This window comes from Flavobacterium sp. 38-13 (assembly GCF_001899155.1).
Taxonomy (GTDB): Bacteria; Bacteroidota; Bacteroidia; order Flavobacteriales; family Flavobacteriaceae; genus Flavobacterium; species Flavobacterium lindanitolerans.
The window spans coordinates 122426-142465 of the sequence record NZ_MKVG01000014.1; the positions used below are offsets into that span (position 1 = coordinate 122426).

The 20040-nt window shown below is 38.8% G+C and carries 12 protein-coding genes; 5 read left to right on the top strand and 7 right to left on the bottom strand.

The window, feature by feature from the left end:
• Positions 1 to 50 precede the first annotated feature (50 nt).
• On the top strand, positions 51 to 926 hold the full coding sequence (locus BGO88_RS08960; RefSeq protein ID WP_101471370.1) for a diacylglycerol/lipid kinase family protein: 876 nt from the start codon (positions 51 to 53) through the stop codon (positions 924 to 926).
• Between the two features lie 264 nt (positions 927 to 1190).
• Here the strand turns inward: BGO88_RS08960 and BGO88_RS08965 are convergent, their stop codons facing one another.
• The 5 genes from BGO88_RS08965 to BGO88_RS08985 form a co-directional block, all read right to left on the bottom strand.
• Positions 1191 to 2339, bottom strand: coding sequence for an 8-amino-7-oxononanoate synthase (locus BGO88_RS08965; RefSeq protein WP_286706642.1), 1149 nt, complete (start codon positions 2337 to 2339; stop codon positions 1191 to 1193).
• 64 nt (positions 2340 to 2403) lie between these two features.
• A complete protein-coding gene (locus BGO88_RS08970) occupies positions 2404 to 2886 on the bottom strand; it encodes a DUF1761 domain-containing protein (RefSeq protein WP_286706643.1) in 483 nt (160 codons plus the stop codon).
• A gap of 81 nt (positions 2887 to 2967) precedes the next feature.
• The gene (locus BGO88_RS08975) at positions 2968 to 4302 is read right to left on the bottom strand and encodes a TolC family protein (RefSeq protein ID WP_502686506.1); all 1335 of its coding nucleotides are present in this window, start codon (positions 4300 to 4302) and stop codon (positions 2968 to 2970) included.
• The gene (locus BGO88_RS08980) at positions 4289 to 7378 is read right to left on the bottom strand and encodes an efflux RND transporter permease subunit (protein WP_286706644.1); all 3090 of its coding nucleotides are present in this window, start codon (positions 7376 to 7378) and stop codon (positions 4289 to 4291) included. The genes BGO88_RS08975 and BGO88_RS08980 overlap by 14 nt, the downstream gene beginning before the upstream one ends.
• A gap of 6 nt (positions 7379 to 7384) precedes the next feature.
• Positions 7385 to 8446 (bottom strand): efflux RND transporter periplasmic adaptor subunit, encoded by a 1062-nt coding sequence (locus BGO88_RS08985; protein ID WP_286706645.1) that lies wholly within the window; start codon positions 8444 to 8446, stop codon positions 7385 to 7387.
• A gap of 411 nt (positions 8447 to 8857) precedes the next feature.
• Here BGO88_RS08985 and BGO88_RS08990 point away from each other — a divergent pair, with 411 nt between their 5' ends.
• Complete coding sequence (locus BGO88_RS08990; protein WP_286706646.1) at positions 8858 to 11230, top strand: GAF domain-containing protein; 2373 nt, start codon at positions 8858 to 8860, stop codon at positions 11228 to 11230.
• On the opposite strand, the gene BGO88_RS08995 is transcribed toward BGO88_RS08990, so the two are convergent.
• Positions 11227 to 12411 (bottom strand): Pycsar system effector family protein, encoded by a 1185-nt coding sequence (locus BGO88_RS08995; RefSeq protein ID WP_286706647.1) that lies wholly within the window; start codon positions 12409 to 12411, stop codon positions 11227 to 11229. The two genes, BGO88_RS08990 and BGO88_RS08995, sit on opposite strands and share 4 nt — an antisense overlap.
• A gap of 97 nt (positions 12412 to 12508) precedes the next feature.
• Here BGO88_RS08995 and BGO88_RS09000 point away from each other — a divergent pair, with 97 nt between their 5' ends.
• A complete protein-coding gene (locus BGO88_RS09000) occupies positions 12509 to 16174 on the top strand; it encodes a metallophosphoesterase (RefSeq protein ID WP_286706648.1) in 3666 nt (1221 codons plus the stop codon).
• On the opposite strand, the gene BGO88_RS09005 is transcribed toward BGO88_RS09000, so the two are convergent.
• Positions 16157 to 17029 carry a hypothetical protein gene (locus BGO88_RS09005; RefSeq protein WP_286706649.1) on the bottom strand — a complete coding sequence of 291 codons (873 nt, stop codon included), beginning with the start codon at positions 17027 to 17029 and terminating at the stop codon, positions 16157 to 16159. The two genes, BGO88_RS09000 and BGO88_RS09005, sit on opposite strands and share 18 nt — an antisense overlap.
• Positions 17030 to 17164: 135 nt before the next feature.
• On the opposite strand from BGO88_RS09005, the gene BGO88_RS09010 reads away from it, so the two are divergent.
• Positions 17165 to 19150, top strand: coding sequence for an LTA synthase family protein (locus BGO88_RS09010; protein WP_286706650.1), 1986 nt, complete (start codon positions 17165 to 17167; stop codon positions 19148 to 19150).
• Positions 19147 to 20028, top strand: coding sequence for a diacylglycerol/lipid kinase family protein (locus tag BGO88_RS09015; RefSeq protein WP_286706651.1), 882 nt, complete (start codon positions 19147 to 19149; stop codon positions 20026 to 20028). Before BGO88_RS09010 ends, BGO88_RS09015 begins: the two co-directional genes overlap by 4 nt.
• Positions 20029 to 20040 lie beyond the last annotated feature (12 nt).

A 20040-nucleotide genomic window follows, 5' to 3' on the forward strand; every position in this document is an offset into this window, starting at 1 on the left:
ATTTATATTACGATATAACAAATTACAAAAAAATATAGCATACACAAGCCATGAGCACGCAAAAGAATTATATTCTGGTAGTTAACCCGATATCCGGTGATATTGATAAGGCAGAAATTATTGGTGAAGCAAAAGAATATGCAGCTAAACAGGACATACATTTGGTTGTTTATGAAACAACGGGAAAAAATGATGAGTCTGAAATCCAAAAACTTCAGGAGAAAAATAAGGCGGAAAGAATAATAATCGCTGGCGGTGATGGCACTATTAAGATGGTGGCAGAAGCTGTAGAAAATCATGATGTAATTTTGGGAATACTGCCTGCGGGTTCTGCTAACGGACTTTCTGTAGACCTCAACCTTCCGGATAGTCTGGAAGAGAATCTGGAAATTGCGTTCAATAACAATTATATGGAAATGGATATGATTTCCATCAACGGGAAAAAAAGTCTCCATCTGAGCGACATAGGTATTAACGCTGAATTGATAAAGAATTATGAAAACAGCAGTATCCGTGGCAAATTGGGATATGCTTTACAGGCTTTTAATACGCTTGCCGGACTCAAGCCTCCTTTTCATGCGGTTATAGAAACACATCTCGGACGTATCGAAACAGAAGCCAGAATGGTAGTTGTGGCCAATTCCCAAAAATATGGTACCGGTGTTGCGATTAATCCGAATGGCGTGATGAACGATGGCAAATTTGAAATAGTAATTCTCAAAAACCTTGACCTGATCGTTTTCAGTAAAATACTGTCTGGAAATATGCCTGTTGAAAATGATGACGTTGAAATCATATCGACAGATAAGGCAGTTGTCACAACGAATTCACCGGTAAGTTTTCAAATAGATGGCGAATATTGTGATGAAGTGACCCGTTTAGAGGTAGAAATTCTTCCTAATCAGATGCGGGTGGCGGTTCCTTGAGAGTGGCTAAGATATTAAGGTTCTAAGATGCTAAGGTGCTAAGTTTAAGGCTTCTTAGATCCGCGTAATTATTTAATCCGTGAAAATCCGCATTCCAAAAAATAAAAGGCACTAAGGTTTTGAGGTGCTAAGTTTAAGGCTTCTTAATCCGCGTAATTATTTAAATCCGTGAAAATCCGCGTTTCAAAAAAATAAGAGGTACTAAGGCACTAAGGTTCTGAGGTGCAAGATTGTATTTTTATTGGGTTATCAACTTTCCCATAACTATTTAAAAGGATTTCGTTCTTTCCAGGCCAGTTCAGGTTCTAAATAGCCAAAAATACGGGAGATAAAAAGATTGATAAAAGAATTGTGGTGTTTGATAAACCCATACATTTTTTCAGGAACAGCACCCACAGAACTTTTAATTTCCAATGCTGTCCGCGCAAAAATAATCTGCCGGAATCCCTTATTTATAGAATAACAAATCATGTCATAAAGCATGTTGAGATAGAGCATCTTTTCCTTTTGGCAGTTGTCATCATAGCCTAAAAAATAAGTGTCTACAGCGCCGCCATTTTTAATAAGGGTGTTAAAACCAATCATTTTTTCGCCTTCAAAATAGCCATAAAAAAGAAAGTTATCCTTAAGATGCATCTTGAAGCTGGAGAAATGATTTTCAGGAAGGTAAAAAGTATTAAACGGAGCATTTTTAGCCACACAATAATACAAATCATAAATCGTTTTTTCCTGTTTTTGAATCTCTTCCAAAGAAAGTTTCTTTTTGGTCAGGCCTTCTGATTTTTTTCTTGCCCTTTTGTACTGGTCACGGTACTTTTTATTTAGGGCGCTTATATAATCAGCCTCATTTTTCCAGTTATCCCGAATAGTGAAGACCATGTTTGGTTGGGTACTGAACTGATAAAACTCATCAAATTCACGTAGCCTGAAGTAATGGAGGTCTTCTTTTTTAAAATCTTTGAATACTGTGATATGGGTATTGGTTCCTTTCTTCCGTAATTTTCTTTCAATTTCGATTGCTGCCTTTTTCAACAATACCAAACCATCAGAATAAGGCAGGCCGGAATCAAATTCATAAGCATTCTGGCCTGTAAGCATGTTGTTACCTATAATCAGAACTTTAGAGCTAAAATTCTTGAATATAAATTTTCGTATAGAAGTTTTTGCGCAATTGTCTCTTTCACCGTAAGAATTTACCCTACTCAGATCTAAAAATTGGGATAGCGCAATCCCGACCAGCTTTTCTTTCCGAAAGAGACCAATAAAATGGCAGGACATATTATCCGGAGCAGCCGTTTCGAGTATTTTTAAATAGGATTTTGAAAGAAAGATGTTAGCAGTTGTAAGGCTGTCCCAATTTTGGGGAAGCTCAGAAGTTGTAGTAAAAAGCTTGAAGCTTAAAGTAGTTTCCAATTGCTAAAAAATAATAAATCCCGTCCTGATAGTAATCAGGACGAGACTTTAGAATACTATATGTTTACATCCAGGCGCAAATAATTCCGCCCATGATAGTCAGGTTCACAATCCAATAGCCGGAATTGATAAAGATAAATTTCCAGCTTTTTCTTTCAAACATCGCGTTGATGGCAATTAGTGGAAATGTAAAAAATAGTCCGGTCATAAAACCGTGCAAAGCACCGTGTTTAAATGTTCGGAATTTCATTCCATGTTCTGCCATGAATGCCTGGTAAGCAGGGCCAGCCTGGTCAGGATCTCCGCCAGTTGCCGCTAAAGCTCCCCATTGATGTATGACGAGAAATTGCAAAATAAAAGCCATTAAAAAGGCAAATACAATGCAAAGGCCAAAAATTTTAGCCATGTTGGCACCTTTTAATTTTTCTTCCGTAAGTCCGGCCGAGTTCATCCAGGCGGTTCCGAAAACTTTTGGGTTATACCATATAAAACCGACAACCAGCGTCGATAATGCCGCAACGAGCAAAGCTAAAAAATTTACTTCCATGATTGATTTTGTTTAAGTGTTTGTTATTCAAAGATAAGTAAATGAATTAACATTAAACTGAGAATAGTTTAGTTGAAAGGCTTAATTTTGAGAAAGTGATAAATTTCCTGCCAATTCTTTTAGGTTGATTTCGGATACTTTAGCGGCATATTGTGCATTGCTGTTTCGGACTTTTGCATTAACATAATTAAGTTGTGCTTCACGGAATTCCAAAGGTGCAATCGTTCCGATTTTAAACTTTGCCAAAGTAATATCAAGATTTTCTTTCGCAATTTCTTCGTTTTTGGCTTCAAGCTTGGTCAGTTCCAGATTGGTCAGGTAGGTCTGGTAAGCAGACGACAACTGCGAACGTAAAGTTTGTAATTGCTGCTCGATAACAATCTTGGAATTTTCTACCTGAAGTTTGGCCGCCTTTTCGTTTCTGTTTTGAAGTCCTCCATTAAAAATATTCATGGAAGCATTAAAGCCATACGTAAATCCTTGTCCTGAAGACTGGGTAATAAAGCCAAGTGAAGCTTCTGTGCGTGAAAAATTATAACCCGATGTAATGTTTACAGTAGGATAACGGCTCGCCTTGACTTGTTTGAGCTGTAATTCGCTAATCCGTTTATTGATAATCTGTGCCTGCAATTGCGGATTTTGTTTTTCTGCCAATGCCATCAGTTCCGGAAGCAAAAGTGTTCCATCAATGGCGATTTCGTCGGCAACAACAAATTCTGTTTTTACATCCCTGCCTAAAATTTCGTTCAGGAAAATTTTAGTATTGGCATACAGTTCTTTTTGTCGGAGCAGGGCAGTAGTATCCGTATTGAGGTCAACCTGTGCGTTCAATACTTCTAATTTCGAGGCTTTTCCGATTTTATAACGATTGTCGGCTGTAGTGACTCTCAGGTTGGATATTACAATTGCCGTATCAAGCGCTTTCAGTTGCTGCTGCTGCTGTACAAGGTCATAGTAAGTCGTGATAACATCAGAAACCTTTGTAAAGATGGCAAGCTTGAGCTCAGCATCGCCTAATTTTTCTAATTCTTTCAACCGGTCATAACGCGCAAACATCGCCATACCGTCAAAAATAGTCCAGTTTAAGGCAACCCCATAATTAAGGTTCATATTTCTGGCGTTGTTAAGTTTGCGCTCTGAACCGTCGGATTGTGTTTGTGTGGTATTCTGGATGCTGTTGTTGTCTGTTACATTGGCATTCAGCTGTGGTAATACGCCTGCATTGGCAAGGCTAACATTCTGCTGGTCGATTTTTAGCTCATTGCTGGCAATTTTTATTTCGTAATTGTTTTCCAACGCAATCTTTACCGCATCTTCGACCGTTAAGATTTCTTGGGCTCTTGCTGCCAGTGAAATGGCAAAAAAGAAAACAATCTGAAAAAATAGTTTAGAAGTCATGCGATTATTCTTTTTCATATTCTTTTATGTTGTCAAATTCTGGCCTGTGTTTCTTTTCTCTGGACCACATAAAATAGATAGCAGGAATTACAAATAATGTCAGTATCAACGAGAATAAGGTTCCGCCCACAATAACAACTCCCATACCAATACGGCTGGTTGAGGCTGCTCCCAAAGACAATGCGATTGGAAGCGCTCCTAAAGCAATGGCCAAACTGGTCATCAGAATAGGACGCAGACGCGATTCTGCAGCTTCCATAATGGCTTCCATTTTGTTTTTGCCCTGTTCCCGGAGTTGGTTGGCAAATTCTACAATCAGGATTCCATTCTTCGTCACCAGTCCAATAAGCATAATGGTTCCAATCTGGCTGAAAATGTTCCAGGTCTGGCCAAACAGCCAAAGCGAGAATAAGGCTCCTGCAACTGCCATCGGAACTGTCAGGATGATGATAAACGGGTCAATAAAGCTTTCAAACTGTGCTGCCAAAATCAGGTATATAAGCAATAATGCCAATCCAAAGGCAAAAGCAGTATTCGAATTACTTTCTACGAAATCACGGGATTCACCTCCAAGGTCGGTTGTAAAAGTTTCATCAAGGACTTTTTCTTTGATGCGTTCCATCGCATCGATACCGTCGCTGATACTTTTTCCGGGAGCAAGTCCGGCAGAAACCGTAGCAGACATATAACGGTTGTTATGGTACAATTGCGGCGGGCTGCTTTCTTCTTCAATAGTAACAAGGTTGTCCAATTGAATTAGCTCTCCTGCTGCATTTTTTACGAAAATAGAAGTAAGGTCGATAGGCGCTTCGCGGTCTTTTTTGTCGAATTGTCCCATAACCTGATATTGTTTACCATTCATCATGTAATAGCCAAAACGTTGTCCGCTCAAAGAAAGCTGTAATGTTTGGGCAATATCAATTACGGAAACGCCAAGACTCTGTGCCTTTTCCCTGTCGATAGTCACATAAATTTCAGGCTTGTTGAATTTCAGGTTGACATCGGTAATCGAAAAAGTAGGGTCCTGTGCGGCCTCATCCATAAATTGAGGAATCTTTTCCCTTAGTTTTTCAAAGTTCTGCGCCTGAATAATATATTGTATCGGAAGTCCACCACGTCGGTTTACGGAAATAGTAGGCTGTTCTGATACGGAAACCTTAGCCTCGGCATATTTTTTTGTCCATTTGGTAAGATCTTCTGCAATTTCTTTTTGCGAACGTTCTCTTTCGCCAGGTTCTACCAAAGCAATCCTGGCACGTCCGCTGTTTACTGATGCAGAACCAAATCCCGGGGAAGTAATAATCAAACTCACTTTTTTCTCAGGGATTGAATCGTTGATTAAGTCTGACAGTTCGGTCATAAAACGGTCCATATAATCATACGATGCTCCTTCTGGTGCCGTTACGTTTACACCAATAAAACTTCTGTCATCATAAGGAGCTGTTTCTTTTTGCAGCGTGCTGAAAAATAAAGCAATCAATCCGATACAAATAATAAGGATAGGGAAGCTCAACCATTTACGCTTCATGAATCGACCCAGCGCATCGGCATAACCCGAGTTCATTTTTAAAAAGTAAGGCTCACTCCATTCATAGAATTTAGACCTTTTCTGTTCACCGCCTTTCATAAGATAGGCATTCAGCATTGGAGTCAGGGTCAGGGATACAAAAGCAGAAATTAAAACGGCCGCACCAATCACCACACCAAATTCCCGGAAGAGCCTTCCTACGAAACCTTCAAGGAATATTACGGGTAGGAATACAGCGGCAAGGGTAATCGAAATGGAGATAACGGCAAAGAAAATCTCATTGGATCCTTTGATAGCCGCTTCAATGGGTGTCATTCCTTCTTCGACTTTCTTGAAAATATTTTCAGTAACTACGATACCGTCATCCACGACCAGACCCGTAGCGAGTACGATTGCCAGAAGCGTAAGTACATTTACGGAAAATCCGAAAAGCCACATAATAAAAAAAGTAGCAATCAGGGAAACCGGAATATCAATCAGCGGACGGAATGCGATGGCCCAGTTTCTGAAAAACAGGTAAATAATCAGTACTACCAGTACAATGGCTACTAATAAAGTTTCTGCTACTTCTACAACCGCTTTTTTTACAAATACGGTATTGTCAATGGCTATATTTAACTTGAAATCTTTAGGAAGATCTCTTTTTAGCTGGTCGTATTGAATGTAAAAGGCTTTTGCAATGTCCAGATAGTTGGTTCCGGGTTGCGGAATAATTGCCATCCCGACCATTTCCTGTCCGGAATCGCTTAATTTGGTTTCCAGGTTTTCGGCTTCAAGAGCGGCATTACCAATGTCGCTAAAGCGGACTATTTTTTCGCCTTGTGCCAGGATGATAATGTTATTGAATTCTTCTTCCGTGGAAAGGTTTCCTACGGTTTTGACAGTCAGTTCTGTATTGGCTCCGGTCAATTTTCCGGATGGCAATTCTACATTCTGGCTCGCCAGGGCAGACCTTACGTCGGAAACAGTTACGCCATAAGAAGCCATTTTGATCGGATCCATCCATAAGCGCATCGCGTATTTTCGCTGTCCCCAGATTTGTACGCTGCTGACACCCGGAATGGTTTGCAGACGCTGCGCGATGACATTATCCGCATAATCCGAAAGTTCCAGAACATTCTTATTGTCACTCTGTACGGTCATGGTGATAATAGGTTCGGAATCGGCATCGGCTTTTGAAACTACCGGAGGAGCATCAATGTCCTGCGGAAGACTTCTTACGGCCTGTGATACTTTGTCGCGCACATCATTGGCGGCTTCTTCTAAATTTTTATCCAGGTTGAACTCGATCGTAATGTTGCTGCTTCCCTGATTACTTGAGGAGGTAATATTTCGGATACCGTCAATCGAATTGATGGCCTTTTCCAAAGGCTCGGTAATCTGAGATTCGATAATGTCGGCATTTGCTCCGGTATAGCTCGTTCTTACGGAAATTTGTGCCGGATCGATAGAGGGAAATTCACGTACGCCCAGATAAGTATAGCCAATAATTCCAAAAAGAATCAGCATGAGATTCAAGACAATCGTCAGAACCGGTCTTTTTATACTCGTGGTAGATAAACTCATTTGGGTTTAGTTTTTTATTTGGACTTTGACAGGCATTCCGTCTTTTAGTGTCATCACTCCTGTAGTCAATACGGTGTCTCCTGCTTTGATACCTGAAGTAATCAGAATGTCTTTATCTGTTCGCGCTCCTGTTTTAACGATTATTTCTTTCGCTTTCCCGTTTTGGGATATAAACAGTTTCTTTCCGTTCTGGATAGGGATCAGTGCCTGCGTAGGAACCAGTAAGGCATCCGGAATATTGTCTAATGGAAGTATGACGTTTGCAAAGGTTCCCGGATAGAGCTTGCCGTCAGGATTTTCGGCAATGGCTCTTAATCTGAGTGTTCGTGTTGCTACTTCAATTTCCGGTTCGATGGCATAAATCTTGGCTTTGAATTTTTCCGGCGAACCTGCAGTTGTAAATGTAAACTCACCGTTAACTTTCATTTGGGAAGCATATTTTTCCGGGATAGAAAAAGTAATTTTCAATCGGCTGGTGTTTACCAGTTTTGCAATCATGGTAGTTGGCGTCACGTAAGTTCCTTCGGAAATCGAGCGAAGTCCTATTTTTCCGGAAAAAGGAGCACGTACCGTAGTTTTTGCAATTTGGGCACTAATGAGTTGTGATTGTGCTTTGGCAGATTTGAAATCGGCACTGGCAATATCATATTCTTCCTGGCTAATCGCTTCTTTTTGCAAAAGCAGTTTTGCCCTTCTTTCGTTTTCGGAAGCCAATCCCTGTGCTGTTTTGGCTTGTGCCAGTTGGGCTCTTAATTCGATATCGTTTACTTTAAAAAGCACCTGCCCTTTTGATACCATTGTACCTTCATTGAAGTTGATGCTTTCAACAATTCCGGAAACTTCACTGCGTACATCAATCTGTTCGTTAGCTTCAATCGAGCCGGAAAGTGAAAGTACATCGGCAAAATTTTGAGGTTTTACTACTACGCCGCTAACTGTTGATGGTTTTTTATTTCCCTGTCCTTTTCCGTTTTCTGATTCTGATTTCTTATTATTAATAATCCGATAGGCAATCATACCGCCAATACCAAGAAGTAGAATTGCGTAAACTAGATGTTTTATTTTCATGTGAACAGGGTAATTATAATTTTAAGTTAAGAAAAGCCAGATTTAGGCATCGAACAAAACTAAATTTTATTATTTAAACGAATGACTTTCTTTACTATACTTTAACATTTTTCAAATAAACTTAAAGTAAGACCCGGGAAGAGCAGAAAGGTTTAATGTCGAACGTTAAATAAATATGCGTTTTATCGATTTTCTTTTTTTTCCGCGAATTATTTTTCTATATTAGCTTTAGTAATAAATTTAAAAAGGAAATCAAAAAAGCAGTTTCACTGTTTTTCAAAATAAATAGTATTTAGTTTTTAGATTTTTATTTGAAAAAGCCGTCAGTTTATCTGACGGCTTTTTTGTTTTCTTTTGGATTTGCGAATCTTTTATTTTCGTAAATTTGCCTACAATTTGAATCTTCAAAATATGAACCATATTCACGATAATCTCAGTCCTTTTAAAGTCAAGATTTCTTTTGCGAAAGTGATTGAGGTTTTGGAAGAAATAGCAGGTTCAGATGTAGATTATCGTGCCGCTTATGCAAAGGGACTTTTAAAGGAAATTGAACCTTATCCGGAGCTAAGAGATGGTATTGAATCGTATCAGCAGATTGAAAAGCACTACCTGCGTATCAAATATCTTTTGTCAGACCTGTTTCCAACGGCTTTGACGCATAACGAAATTAAGGCGGTAACGATTCCGTTTGACAATTATATTTTTAATACTACAGAAAGGCTTAACAAGATTATAAGTGAAGCTGGTGAAGATTTTGAAATCATAATCAGGGATTTTGACGAGCACCAGTTTTATGTCATGAACTGTCTGATTATCCTGAACTACTATTATGGTAGTAAAATTGATTTCAGTACTCCCATTTTTTATGACATTCCAAATGCTGAAGGAATTATAAAACATTATCGGATTCTCTATAATGCAGATTTCCTGGAAGTGTTTCCTACTGAAAAATCAATTGCGCTTACTCAGGAAGACATCAATTTGTTGATTGACAATTATGATGACCTGGCGCTTTGGAAAGAAAAATTTCCGCCGGGTAGCTGGATACTTAAAGGTTTCGGGATTATGACGCTTTACGATAATTCGGTTGAAAGCGCCATTTCTAATCTGAAAAGTAACCTTTTAAGTAATGATAAAGGAAACGATTTAAAAAGGGAGACAATCGAAACTATCTTCAGGTCTATCTATAAAATACCCGATTTAAGAACCGGTTTTGCTGCCTTTAGCAGTGATGGTACCCGATTAAAAAAAGCTGATTTTGAAGAAGAAATGCATAGCTTTTTATTGACAGGTATGGAGGAAGAGTGCCGTAATGCTTTAGGCGAATGTTCGCTGGAAACCCTGGTAGGACAGAAAAAGTATTTTATCATTTCAGATGTAAAAGAATTTCTGATTGCCAACCCGGAAGAAAAAGGATTTGCAGAGCACCTGCTTTCTCAGAATGTGCAAAGCTGTATTTTTGCACCGGTTATCAAAGATGAAAAATTTCTTGGAATCGTTGAATTGGTGTCGTCAGAGCCAAAACAGCTGAATAGTGTCAATGCCAACAAGTTGGATTTGGTTATGCCTTTTCTGGTAGATACTATAGACCGGTATTTTTCAGACATGCAAAATCAAATTGATGCCATAATCCAAAAAGAATATACGGCTATCCACCCGAGTGTTTACTGGAAATTCAGAGAGGAAGCTTCCTTGCATACGACTGATAAAAATGCCAGGGATTTGCCTTTTAAAGAGATTGTTTTTAAAGAAGTATATCCGCTATACGGACAAATTGATATCAAAGGCTCTTCTGTAGCGCGAAACGAAGCTATAGAAAAAGACCTTACAGTCCAGATTGAACGGCTTCTCAGATTACTTCGTTTTGTAAGTGACAATCTGAAGCTTCCTGTAATTTACCAGAATATTTTTGAGCTGGAAGATTTGGAAAAACAACTGAAAGAAACTTTGAAAGCCGACACAGAGTCCCTTATTCAGAGTTATGTGCTCAACGAAGTGCATCCTATGTTACATCATTTTAAGGACTCCAATGAAGTTGTTCGTGCAAAAGTAGATACCTATTTTAAATCGTTGGACCCTAAAATAATGATGGTCTATGATGCGCGTAAAGATTTTGACGAGACGCTTTCACTTATCAATAAAAAAATGGCTTTTTTACTTGATAAAAAACAAGAAGAAGCCCAGTCTTTTTTCCCGCACTATTACGAACGGTTTAAGACGGATGGAGTGGAACATAACCTTTATATTGGTGCTTCTATTGCACCGCAGCTTTCATTTAGCCATGTTTATTTAAGCAACTTGCGCTTATGGCAGCTTCAGGTATTGTGTGAGATGGAAAACGAATATTACCATATGCGTCCTTCGCTTCCATATGATTTGGATGTGACCTCACTGATACTTGTTTTCAGTACGCCAATCTCAATACGGTTCAGAATGGACGAAAAACGTTTTGATGTTGACGGCACCTATAATGCCCGTTATGAAGTCGTGAAAAAAAGAATCGACAAATCGAACATAAAGGGAACAGATGAAAGGATTACTCAAAAAGGCAAGATTACGATTGTCTATTCACAACATCAGGAAGAAGTGGAGTACAGAAGATACATCAGCCTCCTACAGCATAAAAACAAGCTGGGCGCTATTGAAACTTTTGAGGTAGAAGACCTGCAGGGTGTTACCGGACTAAAAGCGTTGCGTGTAGAAATTCTGTATAGCCAGCCTGAAGACTCAGAAAACGGCTATACCTATCAGGATTTGGTAAAAGAGCTATCGGTTAAGAATTAGACCGTCTTGAATGCCCATACAAAGGCAATTACGGAGGTGATGATTCCAAACATAAATACCGTATATGTAATGCGAAGCAGTTTGTATTTTCGGTTCAATACCAATCCCAGATAATAAAGGTCCTTAATCATGGAGTTGTAAAGATATTCGCGGTCTTTCATGAGCACATTCATTGCCCACTGATATTCATCAAGAGGCATTTTGTGGAAGTTTCCAAAGAACAACAGATTGACCTTTTTTTCTTCAATATCTTTTCGTGTAAAAAGTCCGCTTGTTACTTTTGGACGTGTGGAAAGTATGGCGAAAATGATAGAAATTACACTAAACATCAGCATGACGAAAGTTGGAACAATCAAATGCGCATTTGTCGGGCTGTCCAGTTTAGGAATTAAGGTGGACAAGGCAATCGAAATGATGATGGCGTTGACAGAAAGAAGAATATTGGCTTTACTGTCTGCAATCTGGCTAAGTTTGGTGTGGTTGTTCAGTGTCACGCGAAACATGGTGTCGATTCCCCTTTCAGGAGTTTCTAACCGTTCCAGCTTTTTTTTATTCAGGGTGTTTTTTGGCTTTTCCTTTTTTCCTTTTTCCCAATCCGTAATCTTATCCTGCAATTCAGAAAGATTAAGGTCTTTTTGAGGTTGCCAGTTTGCCTTCGCGAAATCGGTATAAAAACGATGGTACTTGAGGAAAACAGTCCTGTTTTCTTTAGCCCATTCTAAATTGGAAAATTCCTTATGGGCAACAATTTTCCATTCCTGGCGCAACAGTTCCGCAAAATTGGAGTATTCTTTATGTCCGAAATGGGAGCAGTCAGCATCGCGGATAATCATTTCCAAATGATTTTCAGGAGTGCGTTTGATTTCAGTTGCTATTATGAGTGCCTTAACTTTGGAAATTTTGTCGTCAGGAAATCCGTTTTCCTTTAGAAAATCTTCGGCAATCTGTGCCCCTTTTTCTTCATGTCTTTCACCTCCATTGATATATCCTGCATCGTGAAACCAGGCCGCAATTTCAAGAATTTCAGCATCTTCTTCTGAAACTTTTTCTCCTTTTATCAATTGGCGTACGCTGTCGACAACCCTTAAAGTATGATTAAAATTATGGTAAATATAATCGGAAGATAAGTTATCTTTGAATAATTGAAATATAAAATTTTCAGCTTTTTGAAGAATATTCATATCAAATAAATTGAATTAAATCCACTACCAAATTATGAAATTATTTTGGCTTAATGTAACACGTAAACGAAATATAACCCCTTTCAAGTATATCTGCTTGATAATTTTTTTACAATCCTGTGCTACAAATCATTCCCAGTTTGGAAGCAAGGAGCCTGTTACGATAAAAGATAATTTTGATAATCCGAAAACAGTTTCACATACTTTCTATCTGGTAGGAGATGCGGGCAATGCTGATGAACTCAAAGCAAAGCAAATTCTTAAGCTATTTGAAGAAAGGCTGAAGAAAGCAGATACAAACAGTACTTTACTTTTTTTAGGGGATAATATTTATCCGTTGGGCATGCCGCCAAAAGACAGTCCGGACAGAAAAACGGCCGAAGAAAAATTAAACATACAACTTGCCTTGTCTAAGAATTTTAAAGGGAAAACGATATTCATTCCGGGAAATCACGACTGGTATAATGGGGTAGAGGGTTTAAAAGAACAGGAAAGGCTGGTTAATGAATATCTTAAAGAAAAAAAATCATTCCTTCCCAGAAAGAATTGCGGAATAGACCACTTGAATATCAATGATAATGTGGCATTGATTGTGATCGACAGCCAATGGTATCTGGAAGATTGGGACAAACACCCTACCATCAACAACGATTGTGATATTAAGTCGCGGGAACAGTTTTTTGACGAACTGGAAAGCAGGCTGAACGATAATCAGAAAAAAACAACAATCCTGGCTATCCATCACCCCTTGATGAGTAATGGAACACATGGTGGAGAATTTTCTTTGAAAAAACACCTTTTCCCGATAGAGAAAAAAATACCAATGCCGGTAATTGGTACAATTATCAACTTATTGCGTAAAACTTCCGGTATCAGTCCGCAAGACCTGCAAAATAAAAAGTACAATGCTTTTGTCAAAAGAGTCAAGACACTCATACAGAATCGGAATAATGTGGTGGTGGTTTCAGGACATGACCATAATTTACAATATATCGACAAGGATAATATCAAACAGATTATCAGTGGAGCAGGCTCAAAAGAAGAAGCGGCAAGAGCAATCAATGAGAACGATTTTTCCTTCGGACATAATGGTTATGCGGTATTGGAAGTATTAGGAAATGGCGCTTCAAAAGTGTCCTATTACGGAGCTGATTCTAAAGGTAAGGAAGGACTTTTGTATAAACAGCAACCGACTTTCCCAAGGCCAAAACCAAATTTGAGAGAATACCCAAACAATTTCCCGACCTCTAAAGACACCTCGGTTTATACTACAAAAATGACCACTAAAGGAGGTGCCTATCGTTTTCTTTGGGGAAAACATTACAGAAAGATTTACAGCACACCAATAAAAGCCCAAAGCGTAAGCCTTGACACCTTGTATGGTGGTTTGACTCCTACGATTTCCGGCGGAGGTCACCAGTCAAAATCACTCCGATTGGTAGATAAAGACGGTAAGGAATATGTCATGAGAGCCTTAAAGAAAAGTGCTACCCGATTCCTGCAGTCGGTTGCTTTTAAAGACCAGTCGGTAGAAAAAGATTTCCGCGATACATATGCAGAAGATTTTATCATGGATTTTTATACTACTGCCCATCCATATACGCCATTTATTGTTTCTGAACTGGCAGACAGAGTAGGTATAAGCCATTCCAATCCCAAACTGTTTTATGTGCCAAAGCAAAACAGACTGGCATTATTTAATGAAGAATACGGTGATGAGTTGTATATGATTGAGGAACGTCCTATGAGTGCATTCAAAGACCTCAAGAGTTTCGGAAAACCTGACAAAATTATCAGCACAGATGATGTCCTGGCAAATATCAGAGCTGATGAAAAATATGAAGTTGATGAGCCAAGCTATATCAGGGCAAGAATATTCGATATGCTGATTGGCGATTGGGACAGGCATGCAGACCAATGGAGATGGGGCGAATATAAAGAAAACGGCAAAGTAATTTATCGACCGATACCGCGCGACAGAGACCAGGCATTTTCCAGATATGATGGTACATTATTGTCTATTTTGATGAACTTTCCGGCTTTGCGTCATATGAGGTCATTTGATGACAAGCTCGATAATGTAAAATGGTTCAACCGCGAAGCCTATGCTCTGGATTTGGCCTTTATTACAAAATCTGATGAAAAAGTGTGGAGCCAACAGGCGAAATACATTACAGACAATCTTTCCAATTCTGAAATTGACAAGGCTTTTGAAAAATTGCCAAAAGAGGTTAAGGATGCTTCTATAGAAAAAATAAAATCCGACCTGAAAGCCAGAAAGAAACATCTGGAAAAATATGCACACCAATATTATAAAGTATTGCAAAAGACAGTGCTTATTGTCGGTACCGATAAAAAAGACCGGTTTGTAATTACAAGAGATGGAGATGTAACCAAGGTTGAGGTATATCGTATCAAGAAAGACAGGGAAGAATTAATCCGTCAGAAAACCTATCATTCTCCGGAAACCAGAGAATTATGGGTATATGGTCTGGATGATGATGATATTTTTGAAGTAAAAGGCGAAGGCAGGAGAAAACTCAAGATACGACTGCTTGGAGGACAAGACCATGACACTTATGATGTGGAGAGTAGCCGTAAAATAAGAATCTATGATTCTTCAACCAAAGATAATACGGTTGTCAACACCGGAAAAGGAGAAAAAATGCTTTCGGATTCATATCTGATTAATACCTACGACTACGAAAAGCCAAAATATAATGTAATGGCCGGTTATCCGCTACTCGGATTCAACCCGGATGATGGTGTCAAAATAGGAGCCAGGGTCAATTATACAGTAAATGGATTCAACAGATTCCCATATTCTCAAAGACATGTTGTTGGTGGGAACTATTATTTCGCCACCAGCGGTTATGAATTGTTCTATAAAGGCGTTTTTCCGCATCAGATAGGGAAATGGAATTTTGTAATTGATGCGCTTTACACAAGCCCTAATTTTAGTGTTAATTATTTTGGTATTGGAAATGAGACAGAAAATCCGGATGACGATATCAATATGGACTATAACCGTGTCAAGATAAGAAGGCTGAAAGCTACGCCATCTTTGCAATGGACAGGCGAAATGGGAGGTTCGGCAATTGTACAGGCAAGTTTTGAAAGAATAAGTGTAGACAGAACTGCCGGAAGATTTGTAAGTCAGCCTGGAGTTCTAAATCCGGATGTTTTCGATTACAAAAACTTTGTCGACCTCAGCGCCAAATATACTTTTGAAAACTATGACAATCCATCAAATGCTACCTTAGGGATGGTTTTCTCACTGATGGGAGGATATACCATAAATATCAATGAAACTGACAGGAAATTTCCCTATGCAGAAGGCTCGTTAGGATTTACCTATAAAATATCGACTAGTGGCAACTGGATACTGGCTACACTTTTAAAAGGAAAAGCCTTGTTTGATGATGATTTTGAATTCTATCAGGCGGCTACTGTGGGTGGCGATACTGACCTGCGTGGTTTCAGGAACCAACGTTTTTCGGGCAAGCAGTCGTTCTACCAAAGTACTGACCTTCGCTGGAATCTCGGGAAAATAGATAATGGCGTTGCACCGCTGCGTTATGGTGTATTTGGAGGTTTTGACTATGGCCGTGTATGGGTGCCTAATGAAGAGTCAGACAAATGGCATCAGGCATATGGCGGCGGTATTTGGATTAATGGCGTAAATCTGGTTACAGGTAAACTGTCACTTTTTAATTCAGCAGATGGCCTTAGGGTTTCAGCAGGATTAGGATTTGGATTTTAAGTCAGACAGCTTGATTTCATAAAGATTACCGCCTGTTTTTTTACTTTTTTCGTCTACAATAAATAAGGTTTCATTGTCTTTAAAGCAAATGCCTTCTTTTTGTGTCACGTCATTGAGTTCAAACATTTCGGTCTTTCCGTTGAGGAAATTATCACCCTTAAAATCAGAAAGTATCCATACTTTACTGGAGCTAAGCAATGCGATTTTCTTGCCATCAGGACTAATGTCTGCACTGGTAATGGCACATTTATGATAGTTGTTGCAGGCTTTAAATTTGCCTAACAATTGGGCTTTGTGACGGCCGGTTTGGTTGGGTACTTTATAGAGCATGACCGTGCCGTCAAATCCTTTGCTTCTGTTTTTGGTGAAAATGTAAAAGTTCCCTTTGTAGATAAAAAAAGATTCGGCATCATAAAAAAGTTCCGATTTCTTAGGAGGAAACTGACTTTGTTCAGGATAGTAAAATTCCACTTTAGAAGGCGAAACTGCCGTCTCATTTTTCAGGTCCCCTGCATTGATTTTGTAAATGCAAAGGTCTTTACGGATATTGTCATTATTGCCAAAATCACCTACATACAAATTGCCTTCCTCATCAGCAGTCAAATCTTCCCAATCTACATTTTTTGCATTTTCAAGCGTTACGGCATGCGCAATCTTTCCTTCTGGAGTAAGTCCGTAGATGTTGTTTTTATTACCACTGTCTTCGGCTACCCAAATCAGATTGGAAACTTTTGAAACGGCTACGGCAGAAGCTTCTTTTAAAGGCAGCTTCTTCGTATTGGTAGGGATTTCCTGCGATGTTCCCGAACAGGAAAATAAGATTGAAAAAACAGGAAGAAAGGTAAGTGATTTCATAAGCAGATTTTAATACGTAAATATAAGAAAACGAGGATAAGAAACATAAATTGCCTATTCTTAAGATTTGCTTAATACTGACTTAACACTCCAATTTAATATTCTCTTCCCCGTTAACTTTGCAAAACAAACACTATGAATATGGAGGCCCCCAAGTCAAAGTTTAGATTGGCATTTTCCTCATCACGATTTTCGCTATTGTGGAATTTTTTTAAAGGATTTCTGCTGTTGTCATTACTGCTCCGCATTGTATTTATGCTTTGGCAGATGAATGAAGTATCCTGGAGCCCAATAGCGGTAATAAGGACATTGGCAACCGGAATGTTTTTTGACATAGGGGTAGTTGGCTTTGTAGCCTTGCCGGGAATCCTTTATCTGTTACTGTTTCCAAATCGTTATGTTGGTTCCCGATTGGACAGATTTCTTATTTATTTTTTCTTTTCATTGACAGTGCTGTTGTTGGTATTTGTTTTTTTTGCAGAAATTACCTTCTGGGAAGAATTCCGTACCCGTTTTAATTTTATTGCTGTCGATTACCTTATTTATACGCACGAAGTTGTCAGCAACATACGGGAATCTTATCCGTTGCCCTATCTCATTTCGGGAGTGGCGCTGATTACCTTTTTGATTGTCTTTTTGTTTCAAAAGAAAGGCATTTTCGCATGGACATTTGCAGCAAAGGCTAGTATAAAAGAAAAACTTTCAGTATTTGCTGTTACTGCTGTGCTGTTGACATTTTATATTGGATTTATAAAAAATACTCAGGCAGAATGGTCCTCCAACCGTTATAATAATGAGATTTCCAAAGCCGGAATCTATTCATTTTTTGCAGAGTTTCGCAATAACCAGATGGAATATACGCGGTTCTATACTTCTATTGATGCGAAAAAAGCTTTTGAAATTGCCAGAGAGCAGGTCAAACAATCAGATAGCCGTTTTTTAAAGGAGGGTACCTCTATCCGAAGAGATATAACAGACGTGCAGCCTTCTGATGCGAAACCGAATGTCGTTTTTATACTGATGGAAAGTATGAGTGGCAGTTTTATGAAAGAATTCGGCAATGAAAAAGGCATTACACCCTGTATGGATAAACTGGCACAGGAAAGCATTTTCTTTAGCAATCTTTATGCTACCGGAACCCGAACAGTACGCGGAATGGAAGCTGTAACGCTTTGCATACCGCCTACTCCCGGACAGAGTATTGTAAAGCGTCCAGATAATCAGGGACTTTATACGGTTTCTAATGTTTTTAAAGCTAAAGGCTATCAAAACAGCTTCTTTTATGGTGGCGATGGCTATTTTGACAATATGAACAGTTATTTTGGAGGAAATGGTTTTACCATATATGACCGCGGCAGAGGAAGTGTATTGAGTGATAAAATCAAAACCCGGCGATATAATATTGATGATAACGAAGTGACTTTTGAAAATGCCTGGGGAATCTGTGATGAAAATATTTATGACAAAATGCTGAAAGTGGCAGATGAACATTATGCTGCCCAAAAACCGTTCTTCAATTTTGTCATGACCACTTCCAACCATAGGCCATATACCTATCCGGAAAACAAAATCGATATTCCTTCCGGGACGAATAGGGATGGTGCTGTGAAGTATGCAGATTTTGCATTAGGACAGATGCTGGAAAAGGCAAAAAGTAAGCCATGGTTTAAGAATACCGTTTTTGTAATTATAGCCGACCATTGCGCCAGTAGTGCAGGAAAAGATGAAATTGATGTCGCAAATTATCATATTCCGGCTTTTATTTATAATTTGCCGGGCCAATCACCGGAAAAAATTCAGCAGCAATGTTCGCAGATTGACTTGTTTCCGACCTTATTTTCAAAATTACATTGGAATTACCGTTCTAATTTTTTTGGGAAAAATGTTTATGATAGGGAATATGCAGAACGGGCTTATGTGGGAACTTACAGAAAGCTGGTATATATGAAGAAGGAAAAGGCCATGATTTTATCCGACCAGAAAAAACAGGCTTTTTATGACTGGAACAAAGAAACCAATGAACTTGAGCCTATTCCAATGGACAAAAAGTTTTTGGAAGAAACCATTGCGGGTTATCAGGCCGCCGATTATTTATTTACAAACAAATTGCTTAAAGAATGACATACATTCATTTTATAGTTAATCCCATTTCCGGGAAAGGAAAACACAGCATCACTAAAGAATTTCTGGAGCATTATTTTCCGGAAACCGATTTTAGGCTTGAAATAGACTATTCCAACTATAAAAAACATGCAATAGACTTAACAAAAAAGGCAATAAGTCAGAAACCTGATATTATTGTAGCCTGTGGCGGTGATGGCACAATCAGCGAAATAGCTTCTCAGTTGGTCAATACCAATATAAAACTTGGAATTATTCCTGTAGGTTCCGGAAATGGACTGGCTTCAAATCTTGACATTCCGAAAAATATAACGCAGGCTATCGAAATTATAAAGAAACAAAAATCAGTTGCGATTGATTCCGGCAGGGTAAACCAGCATTGCTTTTTCAGTAATATGGGACTTGGCATTGATGCCATGATTATCAAGAAATACGAGAGCACTGAAAAACGAACACTTTCGGCATATGTGAATGCTTCTCTTAAAGCAAGTTCACAGTACAAGCCGCAAAAAGCAATATTGCGGTATAATGGTAAAGAACATTTTGTTGACCCGTTTTTGCTTTTTATTTCGAATTCCAATGAAATGGGTTATAATATGAGCCTTACGCCAAAAGCCAGTCTTTCTGACGGTTATTTGGACATGCTGTATGTGCCGCGCATCGGTTTTTTAGAAAAAATGTTTTTTGGAGGATTGGTCGTAGCCAAACAATGTGAAAAATTCAAAAAAGCAGAACACGCCATGATTCAAAGTTTAAGCGCCGAATTGCCGGACAGAATTTTTACTGATGTACAAATCGATGGCGAATATCACAGATTGGAAACTAATAAGATACAGGTAGATATTTTGCCGAAATCCCTCAACGTATTGGTAGCATAATGATTGACTTTT

Excerpts from the sequence above, each read along its gene's own strand:
- BGO88_RS08960 (WP_101471370.1), top strand. The coding sequence starts at position 51 with ATGAGCACGCAAAAGAATTATATTCTGGTAGTTAACCCGATATCCGGT.
- BGO88_RS08970 (WP_286706643.1), bottom strand. The coding sequence starts at position 2,886 with ATGGAAGTAAATTTTTTAGCTTTGCTCGTTGCGGCATTATCGACGCTG.
- BGO88_RS08975 (WP_502686506.1), bottom strand. The coding sequence starts at position 4,302 with ATGAAAAAGAATAATCGCATGACTTCTAAACTATTTTTTCAGATTGTT.
- BGO88_RS08980 (WP_286706644.1), bottom strand. The coding sequence starts at position 7,378 with ATGAGTTTATCTACCACGAGTATAAAAAGACCGGTTCTGACGATTGTC.
- BGO88_RS08985 (WP_286706645.1), bottom strand. The coding sequence starts at position 8,446 with ATGAAAATAAAACATCTAGTTTACGCAATTCTACTTCTTGGTATTGGC.
- BGO88_RS08990 (WP_286706646.1), top strand. The coding sequence starts at position 8,858 with ATGAACCATATTCACGATAATCTCAGTCCTTTTAAAGTCAAGATTTCT.
- BGO88_RS08995 (WP_286706647.1), bottom strand. The coding sequence starts at position 12,411 with ATGAATATTCTTCAAAAAGCTGAAAATTTTATATTTCAATTATTCAAA.
- BGO88_RS09005 (WP_286706649.1), bottom strand. The coding sequence starts at position 17,029 with ATGAAATCACTTACCTTTCTTCCTGTTTTTTCAATCTTATTTTCCTGT.
- BGO88_RS09010 (WP_286706650.1), top strand. The coding sequence starts at position 17,165 with ATGAATATGGAGGCCCCCAAGTCAAAGTTTAGATTGGCATTTTCCTCA.
- BGO88_RS09015 (WP_286706651.1), top strand. The coding sequence starts at position 19,147 with ATGACATACATTCATTTTATAGTTAATCCCATTTCCGGGAAAGGAAAA.